Here is a 20,862-nt window from a genome sequence, read left to right as displayed (position 1 = left end):
ACGCGCATGTGTCTGGCAGGAGTCACTAATGAGCATTAACATCGGACTGCCGACGATCGACGAACTTCGCCCGCGTATCGTCGTCATCGGCGTAGGCGGGGCGGGCGGCAACGCCATCGCCAACATGATTGAGGCGCAGGTCGAAGGGGTCGATTTCGTCGTCGCCAACACCGATGCGCAGGCTCTCAACAACTCGATCGCGGAAACCCGCATCCAGCTCGGCCACGAGATCACGCAAGGGCTCGGTGCAGGGGCGCGGCCCGAGGTCGGTCGTGCGGCTGCCGAGGAATCGCTGGAAGAGATCGGTCGTGTGCTCGACGGCGTGCACATGGTCTTCATCGCAGCCGGTATGGGCGGCGGCACCGGCACTGGCGCGGCCCCGATCATCGCCCAGGCTGCACGCGAACGCGGCATCCTGACTGTCGGCGTTGTCTGTAAACCGTTTCTGTTCGAAGGCACGCGCCGCATGCGCGCGGCCGAGGCGGGCATCGAGGAGCTGCAGAAGAACGTCGACACGCTCATCGTCATTCCCAACCAGAACCTGTTCCTGATCGCCAAGGCGGAGACCACCTTCAAGGAAGCCTTCCAGCTCGCCGATGAGGTTCTGCAGCAGGGCGTGCGCTCGATCACCGACCTGATGATCATGCCAGGCCTCATCAACCTCGACTTCGCCGACGTGCGCTCGGTCATGGGGGAGATGGGTAAGGCGATGATGGGCACCGGGGAGGGTGAAGGCCCCAACCGTGCGCTCGAGGCGGCCGAACACGCCATCGCCAATCCGCTGCTGGATGGCGTTTCGATGCAGGGCGCAAAGGGCGTCATCATTTCGATCATCGGCGGTGAGGACATGAAACTTCTCGAAGTCGATGAAGCGGCAAACCATATCCGCGAACTCGTCGATGCGGATGCGAACATCATCTGGGGGTCGGCCTTTAATCCCGAGCTTGACGGCAAGATCCGGGTTTCGGTCGTGGCCACCGGCATCGAGCAGACCGCGGAGCAGGCCGACGCCCCGGCGCGGCCGATGGCGATTGGCGGCGGTCGTGGTCCTGTCCGTCCGGCCGTGCAGGCGCCGGCTTTCAGCGCACCGGCTCTGGCACCCGAGTCTGCCCCGCTCGATCTTTCGACCCCCGCTCCCGAAGCCGAGAGCGAGAAGGCACCGGAGGCGGCCAGTGGTTCAAAGCCTTACGTGCCCGAACCGTTCTCGCCGTCTGCGGAGCTGGAGCTGGGCGCAACCGAGGAGGTCGAGGACAAAGGTCAGGACGACACTGACGAGAGCAACTACGCCAGCATTTCGGGCTCGCGCAGCTTTGCTCCGCGCAGTCCGCAGCAGACCCCGCCGACGCGCCAGGACGAGCTGTTCGGCGGTGAGAACAAGGCGGCGGCTCCCGCGCCAAGCCCGGCACCCGCACCTGCCCCGCAGCGCCCCGTTGGCGGTGGTGGCAGCACCCTGTTCGAGCGCATGACCAGCCTTTCACGGCCCAAGCCCGCCGCGCCCTTGCGCGAGGGCGGTGAGGGTGAGGACGATAGTGGATCGCTCAGCATCCCGCGTTTCCTCAACCGCCAGAACAACCAGTAAGGCCGGGCGCCAGGCGCGCGCGGGAACTCCCTCCGGCTGGCTCTAGCCGGGCCTTGCAGTGTGAAAGGCCGCGGATGCGCGCAGAAGCGCGGCTGCGGCCTTTTGTGTATCCGGTGCTTGCTATCCCGCTTTGCTGGATGGGGCGGGCCGTGGGGCGGCTGCGGCCAGACTGCTTGGCCTGCAGGTTCTGTGAAGATATGGTGTATCCCAGATAACAGATGGTCCGAGGTCGCCGTAGCTGCGCGGACCCCATGACACGAGATGCAAGGTCCCAGATGATCCGGCCCAAGGCTCCGAGCGTACTTCGCGCCGCACTGCGCGTTTCCATTCCCGCCACCCGCCCGTCGTTCCATGCCGTTCGTTATGCGCTGGGCTGCGCCTTGCTGAGCGGGGGGGGCGGCCTGGCGGTGCAGCCGGCCACGGCCAGCGAGGTTGTCCAGGCGCTTCCCGATCCCAACACGGCACGCCTTGGCGATGCGCTGACCCGCCTGGCGCGCGACCAGAACGATCTGGAGGCGTTGCTGGACGCGGGCAACGCTGCGCGCGAACTGGGCGATTTCGATGCCGCCAAGGGCTTCTTCCAGCGGGCGCAGGAGGTGGCGCCGCGCGATGGCCGGATCGCCGAAGGTCTGGCGCGCACCACGCTTCGTGCGGGTGATCCGGTCGGCGCGCTCGCGTACTTCGACAATGCGCGCAAGGCCGGGCGCCCGGTTGCAGCTCTGGCCAGCGATCAGGCACTCGCTTACGACATGGTGGGGGATACGGTCGCAGCGCAGGCGCTTTATCGCCGTGTTCTCTCGGGAGGCGCGCTTACCTCGGATGAGGAAAACCTGGTGCGCCGGCGGCTTGCGGTCAGCCAGGCGATCGGCGGTGATCTCGATGGGGCCGAAGACACGCTGATGCCGCTCTTGCGCGCGCAAGATAAGCCTGGCTGGCGCACGCGCGCCTTTACGCTGGCGATTGCGGGGGAGACAAAGGAAGCGGTAAAGCTGGCCGAGCGCATCCTGCCCCCGCCGCTTGCCGAGGATGTAGCGCCTTATCTCCGCTATATGCCGCGCTTGACCGCTGCGCAGCAGGCGGCGGCCGCCAATCTGGGGCGCTTCCCCAGGGCTTCGGAGATCGGTCGCGACAGCGCGCGTATCGCGGCCTATCAACCCGCTCAGCCTATCGTGCCTACCGCGACGTCGGGCTCGGGCGTGCCTGACATCAGTACGGCAAAGCCTGCACGGGCTGCCGAGGCGCAGACGCCGAGCCGCCCTGCACGCCGCGCACGACGCTCGCTGCGTCTGGGTGAGCGTGATCTGGACGAGCCTGTGCTGCGTGAAACCGCGCTTCGCCCGGTTCGTCAGCCGGAGGCGGAAGCCGAGGTCGAACGGGTGGCACCGCCCGAGCCCCGGCCGGGCATCGAAGTGGTCCCGGGCGATGGTGGCCCAGTGCTGAGTGCTAATGGCGAACTTCCCCCGGTTTCGGCGTCAGCCTCGGCCGCCGCGCGTGACCGGATTGCCCGTGCCGCGCCGACCCCGGCGCCTTTGCAACAGGCAGCCGCGATGGCGGCGTCGGCTGATCCCTCAGCCACAGCCCCGGTCTCTGTCGCATTGCCAACTGCGACATCCGCTGTCGCAACGACGGAAACTCCTGGCTCGGGTGGCTTGATTTCCACGCGTTCGACCGTGCCCGGATTTGATCTGGCTCGGGCAAGTCAGGCCGGTGCGCCACCAGCGCGTAGCGGCGAAGCGCCCTCGAGCGCGGCCGAAGAGGCCGTCGCGCAGATGTCGCTGAGCGAGGCCTTTGCGGACCTCGGCAAGCCGCGTTCGCCCGATACCCCCGTCTCAGGCGCCGTCGATATTCGCAAGGTAACGCCGGCACGTCCGGCGCCGCCACCGCCGCCCAAACCCAAGAAACCGGCACATCCCAGCCGGATCTGGGTGCAGATCGGGGTTGGCCGTGATACCGACGCAATCGCGTTTGACTGGCGGCGCTACACGCGTCGCAATCCTGCGCTGTTCAAGGGGCAGGAAGCGCATGTAACCGATATGGGGCGCACCCATCGCATCCTCGTCGGGCCCTTTGCCACGCGCAAGGCGGCGGACCGCTTCGTCGATGATTTCGCGGAGGCGGGCAACGGCCGGGCGCTGGTCTGGACCAGTCCGGCAGGCCAGGTCGTCGACGCGCTTGACGGAGAGGACTAGTTTTTCCAAAGCTGCCAGCGCGATAGCCGCTGCCACGGAACGGGGCGGGAACAGCTGTCCCGGGATCGGACACGCGGCGTGCTTATCCACATCCTGTAAACAGACTTGTCGGGTTTTGCCCCGGTGATGGAAGGCGCTCCATTGTGCTGACAGGGGCAGGCAAAGCATCCCTCTATCCGAACACGCGGATAGGGGGGCTGCTGAGCCAATATGAGAATTGTGCGCGACACTATCGGACACGACGACGACGCCGCTCCCGTGGAGATGCTGGCGTCGCTCTTCGAGGCGCGCGACTGGCCTGTCGCCCATGCCAGCGAGGACGAGATTTCGGCTGAGCTGAAGGGGGCCTGGACGACCTACCAGTTCCAGGCGATCTGGCGGCGTGAGGACCATGTCCTGCAGCTCCTGTGCTTGCCTGAGTTGCGTATTCCCGAAGAGAAGCGCGCCTATGTCTACGAGGCGCTGGCGCTGATCAACGAGCAACTGTGGGTTGGCCACTTTGATCTGTGGTCGAACGGTTCGGTCGTGCTCTACCGTCACGGGTTGATGCTGGGGCAGGACGGCCTTCTCGGGCCGGGCCAGGCGCAGATGGTCGTCGAGGCCGCGATCGAGGAATGCGATCGTTTCTACCCGGTCTTCCAGTTCATCCTGTGGGGTGACAAGACGCCCCAGGAGGCGCTTGTCGCTGCGCTCGTGGACGCGCACGGCGAAGCCTGATCCGGTCCATGCAGGACTAAACGGGAAGGGCAAAGGGCTCCCTTCCGTCACGCCAGCGGCGCCATCGACGTGCGGCACTGGCCTTGCCCCATCCGGTTCCCGTCCCTAAGTCGAAGCCCGATTTCGACTGACAGCAGACAACGGGAAACGCACCATGGCGAACTTTGAATCCATCCTTATCTACGGTTGCGGCAATATGGCCGGTGCCATGCTGGACGGGTGGCTCGCCGGTGGTATTCCGGCCTCGACCTTCACGGTCTACAACCGGACGCCCAAGCCCGTACCCGGGGGTGTAGAGCAGGTGAACGAGGTGCCCACGGGCCGTGATTTCGATGCCGTGATGATTGGCGTGAAACCGCAGGTTCTCCCCACCGTCCTCGACACGATGGAGCCGCTCGTCGGGCCTGGCACGACTGTATTCTCGATTCTGGCCGGCAATGAACTGGCAAGCCTTTCCGCGCAGTTCCCACGCGCCCATGCCGTTCTTCGCATCATGCCCAACCTTGCCTGCGCACTTGGAAAGTCGCCGATTGCGCTCGGTTCGAGCGGTCTCGATGAGGATGAGAAGGCTGAAATCACCAAGCTCATGGAGCCTCTGGGCACGCCGGAATGGCTTGAGGACGAAGAGCAGTTCCACGCCGTCACCGCGCTCGCGGGGAGCGGCCCTGCCTATGTATACCGCTTCATTGACGCGCTGGCGAAGGGGGCTGCCGAGCTGGGCGTCGAGCCGGGCACGGCGCAGCGTCTCGCCACGGCCATGGTCGAGGGCGCGGCCTCGCTGGCCAGCGCGTCCCCGCTCACCGCGGGCGAGCTCGCGGACAAGGTGGCGAGCCCGGGCGGCACGACGCGCGCGGGCATGAACGTGCTGGACGAGGATGGCGCGGTGAACGCGCTGATGCTCGCCACGCTCACCGCCGCGCGCAATCGCAGCGCTGAAATGGCTGAGGAAGCGCGCGCCAAGGATTGAGCCCGGCGGGGCGCATCTGTGGCCACGACACATTTCGTTACACGAAAGCCGCGCCGGTTTTCCTTGAAAACTGTGCCGTGAAGGCAGATATTGGTAGAATATCGGGAGGCGGCATCATGCGCGCTTCCCCCCAAGGGAGTTTAACATGGCAAATTGGAACGACCCCCAGCCCCGTCAGGGCTTCGGTGCGTCTCCGATTGATGGACGCACCGCTGGCCGCGCCACCTACGATGCGGGCCTGCGCAAGTACATGCTGTCGATCTACAATTACATGGCCTCGGGCGTGCTGCTGACGGGCATCGTGGCGATGCTTTTCGCTTCGTCGGGTCTGGCCTATTCGGTTCTGACCACGCCGCTGCGCTGGGTGATCATGCTGGCCCCCTTCGGCTTCGTCCTCGCGATGAGCTTCGGTCTCAACAAGATGAAGACCTCGACGCTGCAGATTCTCTACTGGGGCTTTGCCGTGGTTATGGGGCTGTCGCTTTCGTCGGTCTTTCTTGTCTACACCGGGGAGTCGATCGCAACGACCTTCTTCGCGACGGCCGCTGGCTTCGCAGGGCTGAGCCTGTTCGGCTACACCACCAAGAAGGACCTTTCGGGTTTTGGTCGTTTCCTGATCATGGGCCTGGTCGGCATTCTCGTGGCGATGCTCATCAACCTGTTCGTGCAGTCGAGCGCGCTTAATATGGCGATCTCGATCCTGGGTGTGCTGATTTTCGCGGGCCTTACCGCCTACGACACTCAGAAGCTCAAGATGCAGTACCAGTATCTGCAGGGCACTGAGTTCCTCGGTAAGGCCGTGGTCATGGGCGCGCTGACGCTGTACCTCGACTTCATCAATATGTTCCTCTTCCTCCTCAACTTCCTTGGTCAGCGCGACTGAGTGAGGCGGGAGGCCCGCTTAGCCGTGCAAAAGCGGTAAAGCGTGGAAACAATGCGATGCCCGGTGCGAAACCTCGCCCCGGGCATTTTCTTTGTTAGACAGAGCGCGTAATGTGGTTTGTGACGAGATGAGTTCTTTTTTGAGGGTGGGTACGAAGGTGAAGAGCACGCTTTCCGGGCTTCGGCGGATGCTGACTGGCGCAAGCCTGATGGGGCTCGCAGCCCTTGCCGCGTGTGGCCCCAAGCAGTACGTCGTGACCGCGCCGCCGCCGCCGCCCGTCGTGGTTATTCCGCCCAAGCCTACGCCGCCCAACGGCGCGCAGCTGACCATGAACATTCCGCCGGTAAACGAGCAAGGCGAACGTCACACCGTGAACTACGGCATTTCCACACCGCAGGCGGTGTGGAACCTGCGTTCGGCCTACAACGTGGCTGCGCTCAATTGCATCGAGCCTGAGTACGCGCCGATCCTCGAAGGCTACAAGCGCTTCCTGACGCTCTACGATGCGTCGCTGGACAAGGCGAGCGAGGCAATTGATCGCAGCTTCCGCCAGGGACATACCCGCCGCGATGCCATCAAGGCGCGCGAGAGCTATCAGACCCAGGTCTACAACTACTTCTCGCTTCCTCCTGTCGATACCGGCTTTTGCGAAGCTGCCATGGGGGTGTCGCAGGACTTGCAGACGGTCGACCCCAGCCAGTTCGAGACCTGGTCCTTCATCGGGCTGGCCAAGATGGAGAAGCCTTTCAAGGAATTCTTCGACGCCTTCGAGCAGTACCGCGCGGACCTGGCGGCCTGGGAATCGGCCTACGGCGGCGGTCTTGTCACCGTGCGCCCCAGCTTCGAGCAGCAGACGGCCCGCGCCCAGGAAACGTACGAGCAGTAAAAAGTGGGGGGCTGCCCGGCTGGAGGTGGCCGGAAGGCGGCCCTCTCGCTCGCCTTTTGCGAAAAAGGGGGCTTTTCAAGCGTCCCAAGCTTCGCTAAGGGAGCGCTCCTGCTGCGGGGAAGCTCGGGGCAGGGCGATACTGGAACGGGGCCGTAGCTCAGATGGGAGAGCGCGTCGTTCGCAATGACGAGGTCAGGGGTTCGATCCCCCTCGGCTCCACCAGTACCACACGCCAGATCACGATCCGGTACAGGCCGGATATCCGCCCGGTCGCCATGGCCGGGTTTTTTGTTTATGGGGCTAGGGCGCACCGTGGCGCGCGATGTGCCCCCTTTGGAACCGTTGGGACCACTACCCCATGCATTTTCTCGACCAGGCCAAGATCTACATTCGCTCGGGCGCGGGTGGCCCCGGGGCGGTCTCGTTCCGCCGCGAGAAGTACATCCAGTACGGCGGCCCTGACGGCGGTAATGGCGGCAAGGGCGGCGATGTCGTGTTCGAGGCCGTGCCCGGCCTCAACACGCTGATCGACTTTCGCTACACCCAGCACTTCAAGGCGAAGCGCGGCGGCCACGGCATGGGCAAGAACCGCAATGGCGCGGCGGCCGATGATCTCGTCATCAAGGTGCCCGTAGGCACACAGGTGATTTCGGACGAGGACGGGGAGACCGTCCTGCTCGATCTCACCGAGGCGGGCCAGCGCGAGGTCCTGCTCGAAGGCGGCATGGGGGGGCGCGGCAACGCCAGCTACAAGACCAGCACCAACCGCGCCCCGCGCCAGCACCAGCCCGGCATCCCGTACGAGGAGATGTGGGTCTGGCTGCGCCTTAAGCTGCTTGCGGACGTGGGCCTTGTCGGCCTGCCCAACGCAGGCAAGTCGACCTTCATCAACAAGCTGTCGAACGCCAAGGCTAAGGTCGGCGCCTACGCCTTTACCACGCTACGTCCGCAGCTGGGCGTGGTCTACCACAAGGGCCGCGAGTTCGTGCTGGCCGACATCCCGGGCCTGATCGCGGGCGCCGCGGATGGGGCAGGTATCGGCGACCGGTTCCTCGGGCACATCGAGCGTTGCCGCGTGCTTCTCCACCTCATCGACATCTCGGTCGACGATCCGGTCGAGGCAATGAAAGTCGTTGAGCAGGAACTGGAAGCCTACGCGGGCGAACTGGCGGACAAGCCGCGCCTCGTCGCGCTCAACAAGGTCGATCTGGTCGACGATGAGCTCGCCGCCGAATACGCGCGCGAACTGCTCAAGGCCGGTGCTCACGAGGTCTTCCCGATCTCAGGCGTGACCGGACAGGGCCTCCCTGCGCTCCTCGATGCGGCAATCGAGCATCTGCCGGCCGCCACGGTCACGGAACGTCCCGAAGGCGAACAGGAAGAGGCGAACGAGACGCCTTGGTCCCCGATCTGATTCGGTAGTTTAGCGCGGTTCAGCCAGAGTCGGCCTAAGCTTTGGCCGCGCCACCATCATCATTGGACGCGATGAGCGCGCAGGAGGCCAGGTGCCCCCTGCGCGCTGTTCGTTTGGGCCGGAGAGGGTCGCATCTGCGGCCTTTGTCTCCTGCAGGTGATTCGCCTTTCGCGCCTAGGATCCGCGTCAGAGCGGCCGAGGCGGATCTTGTGCAGGGGCGAAAAGAGGGATGTGAGAGGGAACATTGCAGATGTGGCTGCGTTAAAAAATGCTCACTGCACGAAAAGGGGACTTTCGTGCGGCTTCCGCGTGCCGAAATGCCGGTACGCTGCGCCGGTTCGTTGGGTCCACCTTTGCACTCTTGCGCAATTCTTCTAGAAGCCGAGCTTATGCCTATTACCAAACTTTCCGACCTCGCCGATCCTGAACTCAATCCCTGTCTCGTTATCAAGGTGGGTTCGTCCCTTCTTGTCGACGATGACGGGGTCCGTACGGTCTGGCTCAACGGCCTCGTCGGTGAAATCTCCGAAGCGCGTCGGCGGGGGCAGAATGTCATTGTCGTGTCCTCGGGCTCAGTGGCCCTGGGCGCGCGTACGCTGGGCCTCGACAAGGGCGGGCGCGGCTCGCTTGCCGATGCGCAGGCTTCGGCCGCCGTAGGCCAAATCGCGCTCTCGGGCATGTGGGCCCAGCTCCTTGGCAACCACGGCCTGACCGCTGCGCAAATGCTGGTCACGCTGATGGATCTTGAAGATCGCCGCCGCTACCTCAACATTACCGCGACAATCGAACGCCTGCTCGATGCTGGCGTGGTGCCTGTCATCAACGAGAACGATTCGATCACCACGCAGGAACTGCGCTTTGGCGACAACGACCGCCTGGCCGCGCGCGTAGCGCAGGCCGCTGGCGCCAGCTCGGTCCTGCTGATGTCGGACATTGACGGCCTCTACGATCGCCACCCCAAGGAGCCGGGCGCCACGCGGCTCGAAGTGGTCAAGGGCATCACGCCCGAGATCAAGGCCATGGCCTCGACCGAATCGAATTCCGGCATGGGTTCGGGCGGCATGGTCTCCAAGCTTCAGGCCGTTGAAATCGCCGCGATCGCGGGCGCCTGCGTCGTCATCGGCAACGGTTTCCATGAACGTCCGGTCGAGCGGGTCATGGGCTCGCGTGACGAGGCGGGCGTGGGCACGCTGTTCCTGCCGCGCCGCCGCCGCGGGGCCAGCAAGCCGGGAGCGCGCAAAGTGTGGCTGGGTGGACGCCTGCGCACCAAGGGCAAGATCATCATTGATGACGGCGCGATGAAGGCGCTGATCCACGAGGGTGCGAGCCTGCTCGCCAAGGGCGTGATCGATGTCGACGGGCGTTTCCGCCGCGGCGATCCGGTCTCCATTGTCAATTCGGAAGGAACCGTTGTCGCCAATGGCCTGTCCGAGTACGACGCCAAGGAGATCCACGCGATTCGGCGCCTGCATTCGAATGAACAGCAGACGGTCCTGGGCTACGCACCGCGTTCCTCCGTCGTTCATCGCGACCTCATGTCGATCAAGTATGTGCCAACTGTCGCCTGATTTTCGGGCACGGGATAAGGCCTGAAGGACCACACACTGCATGCACAGCGAGAGCCCCATCGTCGCGCTTACCGGCGCGACGGGTTTTGTCGGCCATAGTGTTCTCACAGAAGCGCTCGCCCAGGGCTATCGCGTGCGCGCGCTCACGCGGCGCGAACAGGGGCCTCGCGAGGGCGTGATCTGGGTGCCGGGCGATCTCTCGGACACCGCCGCGCTCTCGGAACTCACGCGCGGGGCCGAGGCGACGGTCCACGTGGCGGGCGTGACCAACGCGTCCGATGCGGCGGGCTTCGAGGCAGGAAACGTCGCAGGCACGCTCAACCTTATCGAGACCGTTGTGGCCAAGGGCATCCCGCGTTTCGTCTGCGTCTCCTCGCTTTCTGCGCGCGAACCGGGCCTTTCGGCTTACGGCGCGTCGAAGGCGAGGGCCGAGAAGCTCCTCAAGGCGAGCCCACTCGATTGGACAATAGTGCGCCCGCCCGCGATTTTCGGCCCGCGGGACAAAGAAATGATGGAACTCTTCCGGGCGGCGCGCTGGGGTCTTGTCCCGGTTCCGGCCGAGGGACGCGCCTCGATGCTCCATGTCGAGGACCTAGCGCGCCTGCTTGTCGCGCTGGTCGTGCCGGGCGAGGCCGTCCACCGCATGACCTTTGAGCCCGACGACGGCAAGCCCGAGGGCTGGGAGCATACCGAGATGGCGCTCGCCATCGGGCAGGCCATGGGGCGCCGTCCCAAGGTGATCGGCCTGTCGCAAAAGGCACTCGAACGCGTGGCCAGCCTCGATAATTTCGTGCGCGGCACCAAGGCGAAGATGACCAAGGACCGCGCCGCCTATTTCGCGCATCCCGACTGGGTCGTCTCGCCCGCGGCGCGGCCGCCAGAGACGCTGTGGCGCCCGCAGATAGAGACCCGCGAGGGCCTTCGTTCGACCGCCGAGTGGTACCGCGCGAACAAGTGGCTTTAAAGGTTCGGGGCAACCTTCCAGGAGGGTGCTCTCAAAATTCTATGCGTGCAGTGTCATAAACAGGTACTGGCCCCGACAGGCGGCGACGGCTAAGCGCAAGGCCATGCAGAGCCTCGTCAAACGCCTCAATCTCGATCCCTATATGCTGGCGCTTGTCAGCATGGTGGTGCTCGCCAGTTTCTTTCCCGCGCAGGGCATCTGGGCGCAGATTGCCGACAAGGCAACCGACGTCGCCATTGCGCTCCTGTTCTTCCTGCACGGCGCCAAGCTCTCGCGCGAGGCAGTGATCGCGGGGGCAAAGGCGTGGAAGCTGCATGTGGCCACTATGGCGATCACCTTCGTCCTCTTCCCGATCCTGGGGTTGGGCCTGCGCGCCATTCCGGGGATGGATGCAAACCTGGGGACGGGCCTCCTGTTTCTCACGCTCCTCCCGTCAACGGTGCAGTCCTCGATTGCCTTCACCGCGATCGCGGGCGGTAACGTGGCCGCCGCCGTGTGCGGGGCTTCGTTCTCGAACCTTGCCGGCATCTTCGCGACGCCGCTTCTTACCGCGCTGTTCATTACAGGCCAGAGTCAGGGGTTTTCGGCCGATCCGGTTATCGCCATCGCTTCGCAGCTGCTCCTGCCGTTCGTGGCGGGCCATTTGCTGAGGCCAGTGATCGGGGGCTTCGTCACCCGCCACAAGAAGATGGTGGGCTATGTCGACCGTAGCTCGATCCTGCTAGTTGTCTACACGGCCTTTGGCGCAGCCGTGCTCGATGGCCTGTGGCAGACGGTGACGCTGGGTGAGCTTGCGCTGATCGTCGTCATTGCGCTCGCTCTCCTGGCGGTGGTGATGACGGCCACGAACCTGCTGGGCCGGGCGATGGGCTTCGCGCGCGAAGATCGTATCGTCATGCTCTTCTGCGGTTCCAAGAAGAGCCTGGCGAGCGGTGTGCCGCTGGCAGGTGTGCTGTTCCCGGCCGCACAGGTGGGCGTGGTGATTCTTCCCGTCATGTTTTTCCACCAGATCCAGCTGATGGTCTGTGCGGTGCTCGCGCGGCGCTACGCGGCCGAGACGGCTGAGTTGGAAGCCAAGGGCGAGGCCACCTCGGCCTGAGGGGCTGCAAAGGTCGGTCGATAACCTTTAGGGATATCTGGACGGAGCGTGGCCGCCAAGCCTAACGGCGCGCCATGAGTATCATCGCAACCGTCATGAATTCGACCACCGGCCTTGCCATTCAGAAGATGAAGTTCGAGCGCATGCCCAAGCCCTGGGTAACCTTCCACCTGGAGAACGGCGAGCAGGTCACTGCTGATCGCGTTCACGTGGGCAAGCCCGCGCCGGGCAAGTTCATCACCCCGGTCGAGGTCTGGGTCACGCCCAAGGGCTGAACAGCAAGGCAATTCGCAAGGATTGATTCGAGGGCCTTTGCCCTCGGGCTCCCCGAACTGTTGAGGTCTTGTCCTGCGGGCCAATGCCGGACGAGAGAGGTGAGGGGAAGTATCGCAGATAAGGGCAAGGGGCGGTGGCTCCTTGAAAAGATGCAATCTTCTCAGATTGCTGGCGCAGGCGCGATAAGCCCGCGGCACTCGCCAAAGCCGATGCTTCGGCGACCTTCGGCCATGAAACGGCCTTTCAGTACGACTTCGTCGCCATCCTCCAGGAACGTGCGTGTCTCTCCGCGTGGCAGTTGCAGCGCCTGTGCGCCGCCGCAGGTGATTTCGAGCAGCGACCCCTTGCTGCCGGGTTCCGGGCCGGACAATGTGCCGGTACCCAGGAGATCTCCGCTTTCAAGCGCGCAGCCGTTCACGGTGTGGTGCGCGACCATCTGGCCCAGTGTCCAGTACATCGTCCGGGCCTGCGTGTGGCTGAGTACTTGCGGATCTTCTGCGCGCGCGCGCATCGCGGCGCTGGAAAGCGTAACCTCGAGATCGAGCGCAAGCGCGCCTTTGCCTTGATCCTGCGCATCCTGAAGATAGGGCAGAACGCCGGGGTCTGCGTCGGCGCGAGAAGGCTGGCCGATCCGGAAGGGGGCCATCGCTTCTGTGGTCACGATCCACGGCGAGACCGTGGTGTGGAAGCTCTTGGAAAGAAACGGGCCGAGTGGCTGGTACTCCCAGGCCTGGATGTCGCGCGCGGACCAGTCGTTGAGTAATGTCAGACCGGCCATGTGGTCCCAGGCCTGCGTGAGGGGGACGGGCTCGCCATGCGCGTTGCCCGGACCGATCCAGAGCCCCAGTTCCAATTCGAAGTCGAGACGTTGGGTTGGGCCGAAGCGTGGCGTATCGGCGTCGGTCCCTCGGGTCTGACCGTTGGGGCGGATGACGCAGGAGCCGCTTGGGCGGATCGTCGAGGCGCGGCCGTGATAGCCAATGGGAATGTGCTTGTAGTTGGGCAGAAGCGGCTGCTCGGGCCGGAACAGCGCGCCGACTTCGGCTGCATGATGAATGCCGACGTAGAAGTCCGAATAGTCGCCGATCCTGGCCGGGAGGTGCATCTCGGCGTGGTGTGCAGGGACAAGGAGGGGGGCAACATGGGGCTGTTTCGGGGCGCCTGTCGCCAGCAGCGCGCTGACTGCGCGGCGCAGCGCCCGGCGCGGCCCTGTTCCCAGCGCCAACAGGGGATTGAGCGTTGGGCCAGAGGCGGCTTCAGCGGCGGCAAGCGCCTCGCCTTCCAAGAGGTCGCTGTGCGCGAGCGCAGCGAGGTCTAGGATCATCGCGCCGATGGCAATGCCTCCGCGCGGCGTCTGCTGGTCTACCGAAAAAACCCCGAGTGGAAGGTTCTGGATCGGGAAGTCGAAGTGCGTGTCGGCGCCGTCCACCCACGAACCAAGGCCGGGGGCATGGGTCTCGTCGATGGTGGGCATGGGGGTGGGCATCTGGTCCTCTCGCCTGTTCTTTTGCCCAGCAGCTTAACGCGCGAGAGGCAAAAGCAAAACCATGATCGCGCCGAGGCTCAGGACGGCTCGGGCGCGTCCCAGGCGGGCGGGGCCAGTTCGATGGGATCGGAGAGGCTTATCCCATCGAGGAGTTCGGCCGTGGCGTCGCGGACCTGCAACATGAGGGCGCGCGTGCGGCATTCGGCCTCGGGTACGCAGTTCTTGCAGGTCTCATGGGCGTTGCGACTGGCACAGGGGACGAGGGCTACCGATCCGCGTACGAGCCGAACCAGGTCGCCGTAGCTGATCTCCCGGGGCGCAAGGGCCAGCCAGTACCCGCCATCCTTGCCACGCTGCGAATCGATGAGGCCGGCACGGGACAACTCGGAGAGGATCACGGTCAGGAACTTGGCCGGGATGTTCTGGCTCTCGGCGATTTCGGTCAGCTGGATCGGGCCCTGTCCATGCCTGTCGGCAAGATGCTGCATGGCGCGGATGGCGTACCGGGTCTTCTGCGCAAGCATGGGGAACGCGACTCCGCGAAGCAGGAGGAAAGTGAGAGTCCTCCTTGGGGTGCAATGGCTTGCAGCGTCAAGTCGGCCAAGAGGGAGAGGTGGCTGGCGCAGGGGTAGCGCGCGATAACGCAGGTCACAGCCGCAGGTTTCCCACATTCTGGAAAAATAAAACCAGATCGCGCAGATGTCCACGGCCGGAACTTTTGACGGGTGCCCTTAGTTTAGAGTGCAACAGACACAGACTTTTCGGAGACGGACCTATGACACTTCTTCTTATCCTTCTCGTCGGCGGCATCCTGGGCTGGCTGGCGTCGATCCTCATGCGGACCGACGCTCAGCAGGGCATCTTCCTGAACGTGATCGTCGGCATCGTCGGCGCACTTATCGCCGGCTTCATCATCACGCCGCTCATCGGCGGTGCGCCCATCACCAGCGGTTCGTTCGATCTCATGAGCCTGATCTCGTCGTTCCTCGGCGCGGTTGTCCTCCTGGCGATCGTCAACCTCTTCCGTCGCGGTTCGGTGCGTTAATCCGGATACGGACGGGCCCTTGAGCCAAGGGCCCATCCGGCCAAAGGGGACGGCAGCCGCTTAAGGCTTCTGTCCCTTTTCGCCGTCCGGGCTTCCCGCAGGCGCGACGTCGCCGCCCGAGATGTTCAAAATGTTTAAAATGACACATTTCCACGCTTGAATTGTGGCGCTGCAACACAGACATAGGCGCTGTGTTTTGCGTAAGGCCTGGCGGAACGCGGCCGGGCTTCGCACACGGACGGCTTCGACTTCGGGGCCACGCGTTCGAAAACTCGAGAGAACAGGAAAGACTAGCCATGACCATTTCGCTGATGCCGCTGCCCTATGCGCACGACGCCCTCGAACCGCACATCTCGAGCAAGACTCTCGAAATCCATCACGGCGCGCACCACAAGACCTACGTCGACAAGCTGAACGCAGCCATTGAAGGCACCGAGAACGCCGACAAGTCGGTTGAGGAAATCACCAAGTCGGCTTCGGGCGGCCTGTTCAACAACGCGGCGCAGACCTACAATCACGGTTTTTACTGGATGTCGCTGTCGGGTGAGAAGACCGAGCCCAGCGAAAGCCTCGCCACTGCGATCAAGAACGACTTTGGCTCGATGGACGCTCTCCTCGAAGCGCTGACCAACGAAGCGGTTGGCCACTTCGCCAGCGGTTGGGCCTGGCTGGTCGTCGACGCGGGCAAGCTCAAGGTCATCTCGACCCATGACGCGGCCACTGCGATCACCGAGGACGTGAACCCGCTCCTCACTATCGACGTGTGGGAGCACGCCTACTACATTGACCAGATGAACAAGCGCCCGGCTTATGTGAAGGCAGTTCTGGAGAACCTCATCAACTGGAAGTTCGCCAGCGACAACTTCGACCGCGGCACGCCCTGGACCTACCCGGCCTGAGGCACGGCGGGCGAACCCGGTTACCGCGCCGCTCGTACCGGCAGGCGCGGGCCGGACCGCATTGAAAAAGGAGGGGGTGCTCCCGGCAAGGGGGGCGCCCTTTTTTCGTGGGCTTGCCGCGGCGACGGCGGCCATGCGGAAGATTTGACGGCAAGAGGCGTGCAAAGCTGGCTCCTCTCGCCCGCGCGCGTGTCGGCACGCTCCGCCTCCGGATCGCCATGGTCCATGAAAAGGTGTGGAGTGTGTGCCGGGCTGAGGATGGCAGCTGCCCGAAAAACCTCTCCGGTTTCTTCGAAGGCGAAGTGCGCCGGGATGTGTCGGGTGGGGTCGGGGGCGGTTTATGCAACCCATCTCGGGGCCTCCAAGCCCGATATGGCGCGGCTTATTCGCCCCGCGCCTCACGCTGGCCCGACGGTTCTGAAAGTGTCTGGCGCAACCGCTAGTGCGCCGCAAACACGTCGCCGGAGCGATAGGAAAGGGACAGCACCTCGTTCAGATTCTCACCCGTCCAGTCCGGCTCGGTATTCAGCCGGGCCAGCAGCGCGTGTGCGGCTCTGGCCTGGCTGCCCCCGTGGGGATTATAGGCAACCGGCTGGAGATGGCGCAGCGCCCGCTGACCTTCGCCCAGGCCGATCAGGGTCGTGGCAACATTCATCTGCAGGCTGAGATCGAAGGGGGCCAGCTCGCTCGCGCGCTCGAGCCCCTGCACCGCGAGTTCAGGCGGCGTGATCCCGGCCTCGGCAAAGCTGCGGTAGTAGTAGACCAGAGGCAGCGGGTGGTCGTTCTCGATCCTGTTGAGCGCCAGGAATGGTGCGCGCGCCGCCTTGTAGGCCCCGGCGCTCGCATCCTCGGCGTCGCGCGCCTTGGCGAAGAGGGCATAGCCCTTCTGGAGGTAGGCGTTGACCGTACCTGGGTCGGCGGCCAGCGCCCGGTCGGCCGCAGCGATGGCAGCATCGTATTGGCCCGCGTCGTATTCGGCTTCAGCCAGTTCGGAGAGGACGGCCGGGTCGTCGGGGTACAGGGCCGCGATTTCACGCGCCTCGGTCACGATTTCGGCTGCAGCCTCGCTGTCGACACCACGTCGGCTCTCGATGGTAAGCGGCAGGATCTCGGCCTCGCCCTCACGCAGGCGCGTGATCGTCACGGCTACGGCGGGGAGGTTTTCCGGGCTCAGATTGAGGGCTGAGATGCGCCGCTGATCGAGATAATCGTCGAGTTCGTCCTCAAGCGTCTCGAAGTCGCCGAAAACCTCCTCGGCTGCCGCGCGTTCTCCGTCACCTTGCGCGATCCGCACAAGATAGGCGCGCATCTGTCCCTTTCGGGAAGGTGCGAAGGTCAGGTAGTGGTAGAGCAGCCAGCTGCGGCCGTAAAAGGCATCGTAGCCCTTGCCACGGTGCGCCTCGTAGAGCTGGGGGGCGAGCAGGTCCTCGACCGGCACGCTCTTGGCGTTGAACAGTTCGTAGCCACGGTGCTGCGCAGCACGCCCCATCAGGATCGAGCCGTCGCGCTTGAAGGTGCTGGAGGCGAAGAATTCGGCCGCTCCCTCGCTCATCCAGCGCGGCATGGTCAGGCTCTGGCCCGAGAGCAGGAAATGGTGTGCGTATTCGTGCAGGAGCGTGATGAGCGCCACATCGGGCGTGCCGGATGTGGAGCCGAGACGCGGCACGATGGCGAGCGACTTTCCCGCGCGTGGCACATAAAAGCCGTTGACGTACTTGTCATCCCCCCCATGGAGGCGGCGCACCTCGCGCTCGCTGCTGACCACGAAGATGGTCACCCGGTTGGAAGGGCTGGGCGGTGGAGTGACGTCGTTGGTCACCAGCGCCATGGCTTCGTGGAAGCGCTCCAGCCGGGTGGTGAAGGTCTCCAGGTCCTTGGCGCTGTCCTTGGCATAGACCACGAAGTGCGGGCTCGCCGCCTTGTACCAGTCCGCGGCGATTGCTGCGGACGGCAGAAAGGCCGCTGCGCTCAAGGCGGCCAGAACCAGTCGTTTCATCAGTCCCCCCCTATTACAAGGAGATACTAGAGCGGCTGCCTAGACGCTTGGCAAGTGTCCTGCCCGATTAAAGGTCCGCAGGACACTGCCATGCCGAGGGGTTACAAAGGTTAGCGCGCCCCGATTTTCTCGGGTTCGTCGGCCAGCATGCGGGTAAGATCGGTGCGGGCACGGGCCACGCGGCTCTTCATCGTACCGATCGGACAACCTGCGATATCGGCTGCCTCTTCATAACTGAAGCCCGAAGCGCCCACCAGCAGGACGGCTTCGCGCCGTTCGGGCGCCAGTTTCTGAAGCGCGGCTTCCATGTCGCCCAGATGGACCGGCCCCTCCTGGTCCGCTTCCATGACCAGCATACGCTCCATGTCTGCGTCTTCGACGTCGGTGTGGCGCTTGGACTTGCGCAGCTCGGACAGGTAGTGGTTGCGCAGGATCGCGAAGGTCCAGGCGCGCATGTTGGTGCCGACCTGGTAACGCTCGCGCGCGGTCCAGGCCTTGACCGCGGTTTCCTGGACCAGGTCATCGGCAAAGTCATGACGGCCGCACAGGCCGCGTGCGAAAGCGCGAAGGTGCGGCAGCACCCCCATGAGTTCGCGGCGGAATGCCTCGTCGCCCGAGGGAGGCGTTATCCGCTCAGGCATCGTCGCCGTCGTCCAGCTTCTTCAGGAGATCCTGGAAGCTGTCCGGCAGCGGTTCATCCACCACGGAGTTGTACAGCTTCCTCAATCCACCGGCCCAGCCGGGCTCGCCGTCGCGGCGAACCTCCGGCGGGAGACCCGGTATCTCGCCGGGTTGGCCATTCGATTTGGGGTGGTCCAAAGCTGACTCCTTGCTTCAAAGCTCCTTGCGGCCCGTAGGCACGCCGGTCAAGCCTTGCACGGGCAGTGTGCCGCGCAATTCTTCCCCCAGCGTGCCGGGCGAGACGCGCCCGGATCGCTTGTGTCATTCTCGTCGCCCGGGTTGCCTGAACGGGCTGACCTGCGGGCGGATACAGCTGCGAAGTGCTGCTCAAATTGCTCTTACACACGGAACCATTGGGGGGCTGCATGGTTCCCGAATGACAAGTGTCTCGCAACATGCCGCCGAATTAGAAGAAATTAATGGGTAGGCTGGAGGCGGGCGGCATGCCATGGCATGGACGAATTTGCACCGCACGAAGCGGCCGAAGATCGGCCGGAGCGGATCTTGGGGGTATGTACGGTGGTTGACCAGCCTCTGCTGGACAGGGTCGAAAAGCAGGCATGGTTCCACAAGTATCCGCGTGGCTGGCCATTCCTTCTCTTCGTTATTGCAAGCGTGACGACGGCTGTCTCGGTCATGGCGATTGAGCGCGCTGACCGTGAAACGCGCCGCCTTGCGTTGGAAAGCAGCATGACCGAGGTCTCGTCCGCGCTGCAGCGCCGTGCCACCGAGACTATTGCCTTGCTGCGCGCGGGCAGCGCGCTCTTCGCGACGCAGAAGGAGGTAAGCCAGGATCAGTTCGCTGAATTCGTCGGGGACATGCAGCACGAGGGAGACCTCTACGGATCGCTCGGGATTGGCTGGGCTCCTCTGGTCCAGCGCAAGGACCTGGCGGCCTTTGAAGTGGCCGAGGCCGAGGCGGGGCGGGTCGATTTTCTCGTCCATCCGCGTCCGGAAGCGGGCGACGAATTGGTGGCGCCCATTGTCTATTTGCGTCCTGCAAGCGCCGCCAACCTGCGCGCGATCGGCTACGATATGTATTCGGAAGACGTGCGCCGCGCCGCGATGGAAAAGGCGATGGAGCTGGCGCAACCGATTGCCTCGGGCAAGGTTCGTCTGATCCAGAACGGTCGCGGAGATGATTCGGCCGGGTTCCTGATCTACATGCCCGTTCTTGTCGACACATGGGGAGGCAAACGGGTCAAGGGGTTCATCTATTCGCCGTTCGAGGCGAGCGAATTTCTCGATTCGGCAAGTGAGCTTTTCTCCAGTTCGCGCCTTGAGATGGCGATCTACGACGAGAAGGTGGATCCGGCCAATCTGCTCGCCGAGCACCGTGTCGAGGGGACCGGCGGGCCCATGCTGGCCCGCCGTCTGGAAGTCGCAGGGCACCATTGGGTGCTGCAGGTGCGCGACAAGAAGAGCCGTCTGCTCTCGCCGCTTTCGCGCATCACGCTGTTTTTCGGGGCAATCGCCTCGCTCATGGTCATGGCCATCGGGCGGCTTATCACCAAGCGTGCCGCCGAAGACCGACGGGTGCTCGAATGGTTGCGCAGCCAGGCCTCGATCCGGGATTCGCTGACGCGTGAACTCAACCACCGCGTGAAGAACACGCTGGCCAATGTGCTGTCGATCGCCGCGCTGACTCGGCGCCGCTCTAGGGATATCGATGACTTCACCGACAGTCTGACCGCGCGCATCCGTGCGCTGTCGGCTACGCATGACCTCCTTTCGCAATCGGACTGGGGCTTCGCGGCCCTGGGCGATGTCGTGGCCTCCGAGCTGGCGCCGTACATGGAAGGCAGCGAGAGCCACGTCGAGATGTCGGGCCCCGACATCAAGCTTGCACCCAACGATGCGATGTCACTGGGCCTCGCCATCCACGAGTTGGCGACCAATGCAGCCAAGTACGGCGCGCTCAGTGTCGGCGAAGGCCGGGTTTACGTCGACTGGGCTCTCATCTGTCATGATCGGGCAACAATCCGTTGGCGCGAAAAGGGCGGCCCGCCGGTGACCGAACCGGTCAAGCGTGGCTTCGGGCGCGATCTTATCGAGAAGATCGTGGCGCATGAGTTGAAGTCGCAGGTCAATCTCGAGTTCAAGCCTGGCGGCGTTGAGTGCGAACTCAAGGTTCCGGTGCGTGTCTCTCGCGATTTCGTCCTGCGTAGCCAGTAGCCTTGAGGGGCCTGCCGGGAAAATTCAGCTGCGCGGCG

At 64.3% G+C, this 20,862-nt stretch carries 19 protein-coding genes and 1 tRNA gene; 15 read left to right on the top strand and 5 right to left on the bottom strand.

Going from position 1 to position 20,862, the window contains the following annotated elements; all coding sequences use genetic code 11:
- Positions 1–28: 28 nt before the first annotated feature.
- The 12 genes from ftsZ (at position 29) to FMM79_RS14540 (ending at position 12,541) form a co-directional block, all read left to right on the top strand.
- Complete coding sequence (gene ftsZ / locus FMM79_RS14595; RefSeq protein ID WP_148628194.1) at positions 29–1,579, top strand: cell division protein FtsZ; 1,551 nt, start codon at positions 29–31, stop codon at positions 1,577–1,579.
- Between the two features lie 275 nt (positions 1,580–1,854).
- On the top strand, positions 1,855–3,768 hold the full coding sequence (locus tag FMM79_RS14590) for a lipopolysaccharide assembly protein LapB (RefSeq protein WP_240339216.1): 1,914 nt from the start codon (positions 1,855–1,857) through the stop codon (positions 3,766–3,768).
- A 210-nt stretch (positions 3,769–3,978) separates the two neighbouring features.
- Positions 3,979–4,485, top strand: a complete 507-nt coding sequence (locus tag FMM79_RS14585) for a YbjN domain-containing protein (protein ID WP_148628193.1) — start codon at positions 3,979–3,981, stop codon at positions 4,483–4,485.
- Between the two features lie 154 nt (positions 4,486–4,639).
- Positions 4,640–5,452 carry a pyrroline-5-carboxylate reductase gene (proC, locus tag FMM79_RS14580; protein WP_148628192.1) on the top strand — a complete coding sequence of 271 codons (813 nt, stop codon included), beginning with the start codon at positions 4,640–4,642 and terminating at the stop codon, positions 5,450–5,452.
- Positions 5,453–5,597: 145 nt separating this feature from the next.
- Positions 5,598–6,335 (top strand): Bax inhibitor-1/YccA family protein, encoded by a 738-nt coding sequence (locus tag FMM79_RS14575; protein WP_148628191.1) that lies wholly within the window; start codon positions 5,598–5,600, stop codon positions 6,333–6,335.
- A gap of 187 nt (positions 6,336–6,522) precedes the next feature.
- The gene (locus FMM79_RS14570; RefSeq protein WP_240339215.1) at positions 6,523–7,221 is read left to right on the top strand and encodes a hypothetical protein; all 699 of its coding nucleotides are present in this window, start codon (positions 6,523–6,525) and stop codon (positions 7,219–7,221) included.
- Positions 7,222–7,367: 146 nt separating this feature from the next.
- A tRNA-Ala gene (locus FMM79_RS14565) sits at positions 7,368–7,443 on the top strand.
- Positions 7,444–7,579: 136 nt separating this feature from the next.
- A complete protein-coding gene (gene obgE, locus FMM79_RS14560; RefSeq protein ID WP_148628189.1) occupies positions 7,580–8,635 on the top strand; it encodes a GTPase ObgE in 1,056 nt (351 codons plus the stop codon).
- 389 nt (positions 8,636–9,024) lie between these two features.
- The gene (proB, locus tag FMM79_RS14555) at positions 9,025–10,203 is read left to right on the top strand and encodes a glutamate 5-kinase (protein ID WP_148628188.1); all 1,179 of its coding nucleotides are present in this window, start codon (positions 9,025–9,027) and stop codon (positions 10,201–10,203) included.
- A gap of 40 nt (positions 10,204–10,243) precedes the next feature.
- Positions 10,244–11,167 (top strand): NAD(P)-dependent oxidoreductase, encoded by a 924-nt coding sequence (locus FMM79_RS14550; RefSeq protein WP_148628187.1) that lies wholly within the window; start codon positions 10,244–10,246, stop codon positions 11,165–11,167.
- A 103-nt stretch (positions 11,168–11,270) separates the two neighbouring features.
- A complete protein-coding gene (locus tag FMM79_RS14545) occupies positions 11,271–12,266 on the top strand; it encodes a bile acid:sodium symporter family protein (protein ID WP_148628186.1) in 996 nt (331 codons plus the stop codon).
- Between the two features lie 74 nt (positions 12,267–12,340).
- On the top strand, positions 12,341–12,541 hold the full coding sequence (locus FMM79_RS14540) for a hypothetical protein (RefSeq protein WP_199904325.1): 201 nt from the start codon (positions 12,341–12,343) through the stop codon (positions 12,539–12,541).
- Positions 12,542–12,702: 161 nt separating this feature from the next.
- Here FMM79_RS14540 and fahA read toward each other — a convergent pair whose 3' ends face one another.
- Together fahA and FMM79_RS14530 are read right to left on the bottom strand one after the other, a co-directional pair.
- Positions 12,703–14,028 carry a fumarylacetoacetase gene (fahA, locus tag FMM79_RS14535; RefSeq protein ID WP_240339214.1) on the bottom strand — a complete coding sequence of 442 codons (1,326 nt, stop codon included), beginning with the start codon at positions 14,026–14,028 and terminating at the stop codon, positions 12,703–12,705.
- Positions 14,029–14,105: 77 nt separating this feature from the next.
- A complete protein-coding gene (locus tag FMM79_RS14530) occupies positions 14,106–14,552 on the bottom strand; it encodes an Rrf2 family transcriptional regulator (RefSeq protein ID WP_148628185.1) in 447 nt (148 codons plus the stop codon).
- A 251-nt stretch (positions 14,553–14,803) separates the two neighbouring features.
- On the opposite strand from FMM79_RS14530, the gene FMM79_RS14525 reads away from it, so the two are divergent.
- Entirely contained in the window at positions 14,804–15,073 is a 270-nt protein-coding gene (locus FMM79_RS14525; protein ID WP_148628184.1) for a GlsB/YeaQ/YmgE family stress response membrane protein, read from the top strand.
- A gap of 296 nt (positions 15,074–15,369) precedes the next feature.
- Positions 15,370–15,972 (top strand): superoxide dismutase, encoded by a 603-nt coding sequence (locus FMM79_RS14520; protein WP_148628183.1) that lies wholly within the window; start codon positions 15,370–15,372, stop codon positions 15,970–15,972.
- 439 nt (positions 15,973–16,411) lie between these two features.
- On the opposite strand, the gene FMM79_RS14515 is transcribed toward FMM79_RS14520, so the two are convergent.
- The 3 genes from FMM79_RS14515 to FMM79_RS14505 form a co-directional block, all read right to left on the bottom strand.
- Positions 16,412–17,968, bottom strand: a complete 1,557-nt coding sequence (locus FMM79_RS14515; protein WP_148628182.1) for a hypothetical protein — start codon at positions 17,966–17,968, stop codon at positions 16,412–16,414.
- A 110-nt stretch (positions 17,969–18,078) separates the two neighbouring features.
- Entirely contained in the window at positions 18,079–18,609 is a 531-nt protein-coding gene (locus FMM79_RS14510; RefSeq protein WP_148628181.1) for a sigma-70 family RNA polymerase sigma factor, read from the bottom strand.
- The gene (locus FMM79_RS14505) at positions 18,602–18,787 is read right to left on the bottom strand and encodes a NepR family anti-sigma factor (protein ID WP_148628180.1); all 186 of its coding nucleotides are present in this window, start codon (positions 18,785–18,787) and stop codon (positions 18,602–18,604) included. Before FMM79_RS14505 ends, FMM79_RS14510 begins: the two co-directional genes overlap by 8 nt.
- Before the next feature lie 315 nt (positions 18,788–19,102).
- Between FMM79_RS14505 and FMM79_RS14500 the strand changes: the two genes are divergently transcribed.
- Complete coding sequence (locus tag FMM79_RS14500; protein ID WP_240339213.1) at positions 19,103–20,824, top strand: CHASE domain-containing protein; 1,722 nt, start codon at positions 19,103–19,105, stop codon at positions 20,822–20,824.
- Positions 20,825–20,862: the final 38 nt, after the last annotated feature.

Source organism: Novosphingobium sp. BW1 (assembly GCF_008107685.1).
Taxonomy (GTDB): domain Bacteria; phylum Pseudomonadota; class Alphaproteobacteria; order Sphingomonadales; family Sphingomonadaceae; genus Novosphingobium.
Note: the sequence above shows the minus strand (reverse complement) of the source record. Positions and strands in the feature narration are given on the sequence as shown.

Coding starts and splice junctions, on each gene's coding strand:
- FMM79_RS14515 (WP_148628182.1), bottom strand. CDS start 17,968: ATGAAACGACTGGTTCTGGCCGCCTTGAGCGCAGCGGCCTTTCTGCCG.
- proC (WP_148628192.1), top strand. CDS start 4,640: ATGGCGAACTTTGAATCCATCCTTATCTACGGTTGCGGCAATATGGCC.
- FMM79_RS14585 (WP_148628193.1), top strand. CDS start 3,979: ATGAGAATTGTGCGCGACACTATCGGACACGACGACGACGCCGCTCCC.
- fahA (WP_240339214.1), bottom strand. CDS start 14,028: ATGCCCACCCCCATGCCCACCATCGACGAGACCCATGCCCCCGGCCTT.
- FMM79_RS14575 (WP_148628191.1), top strand. CDS start 5,598: ATGGCAAATTGGAACGACCCCCAGCCCCGTCAGGGCTTCGGTGCGTCT.
- FMM79_RS14545 (WP_148628186.1), top strand. CDS start 11,271: ATGCAGAGCCTCGTCAAACGCCTCAATCTCGATCCCTATATGCTGGCG.
- FMM79_RS14570 (WP_240339215.1), top strand. CDS start 6,523: ATGCTGACTGGCGCAAGCCTGATGGGGCTCGCAGCCCTTGCCGCGTGT.
- FMM79_RS14525 (WP_148628184.1), top strand. CDS start 14,804: ATGACACTTCTTCTTATCCTTCTCGTCGGCGGCATCCTGGGCTGGCTG.
- FMM79_RS14530 (WP_148628185.1), bottom strand. CDS start 14,552: ATGCTTGCGCAGAAGACCCGGTACGCCATCCGCGCCATGCAGCATCTT.
- FMM79_RS14540 (WP_199904325.1), top strand. CDS start 12,341: ATGAGTATCATCGCAACCGTCATGAATTCGACCACCGGCCTTGCCATT.
- FMM79_RS14550 (WP_148628187.1), top strand. CDS start 10,244: ATGCACAGCGAGAGCCCCATCGTCGCGCTTACCGGCGCGACGGGTTTT.
- FMM79_RS14510 (WP_148628181.1), bottom strand. CDS start 18,609: ATGCCTGAGCGGATAACGCCTCCCTCGGGCGACGAGGCATTCCGCCGC.
- FMM79_RS14500 (WP_240339213.1), top strand. CDS start 19,103: ATGGACGAATTTGCACCGCACGAAGCGGCCGAAGATCGGCCGGAGCGG.
- FMM79_RS14590 (WP_240339216.1), top strand. CDS start 1,855: ATGATCCGGCCCAAGGCTCCGAGCGTACTTCGCGCCGCACTGCGCGTT.
- FMM79_RS14520 (WP_148628183.1), top strand. CDS start 15,370: ATGACCATTTCGCTGATGCCGCTGCCCTATGCGCACGACGCCCTCGAA.
- obgE (WP_148628189.1), top strand. CDS start 7,580: ATGCATTTTCTCGACCAGGCCAAGATCTACATTCGCTCGGGCGCGGGT.
- proB (WP_148628188.1), top strand. CDS start 9,025: ATGCCTATTACCAAACTTTCCGACCTCGCCGATCCTGAACTCAATCCC.
- ftsZ (WP_148628194.1), top strand. CDS start 29: ATGAGCATTAACATCGGACTGCCGACGATCGACGAACTTCGCCCGCGT.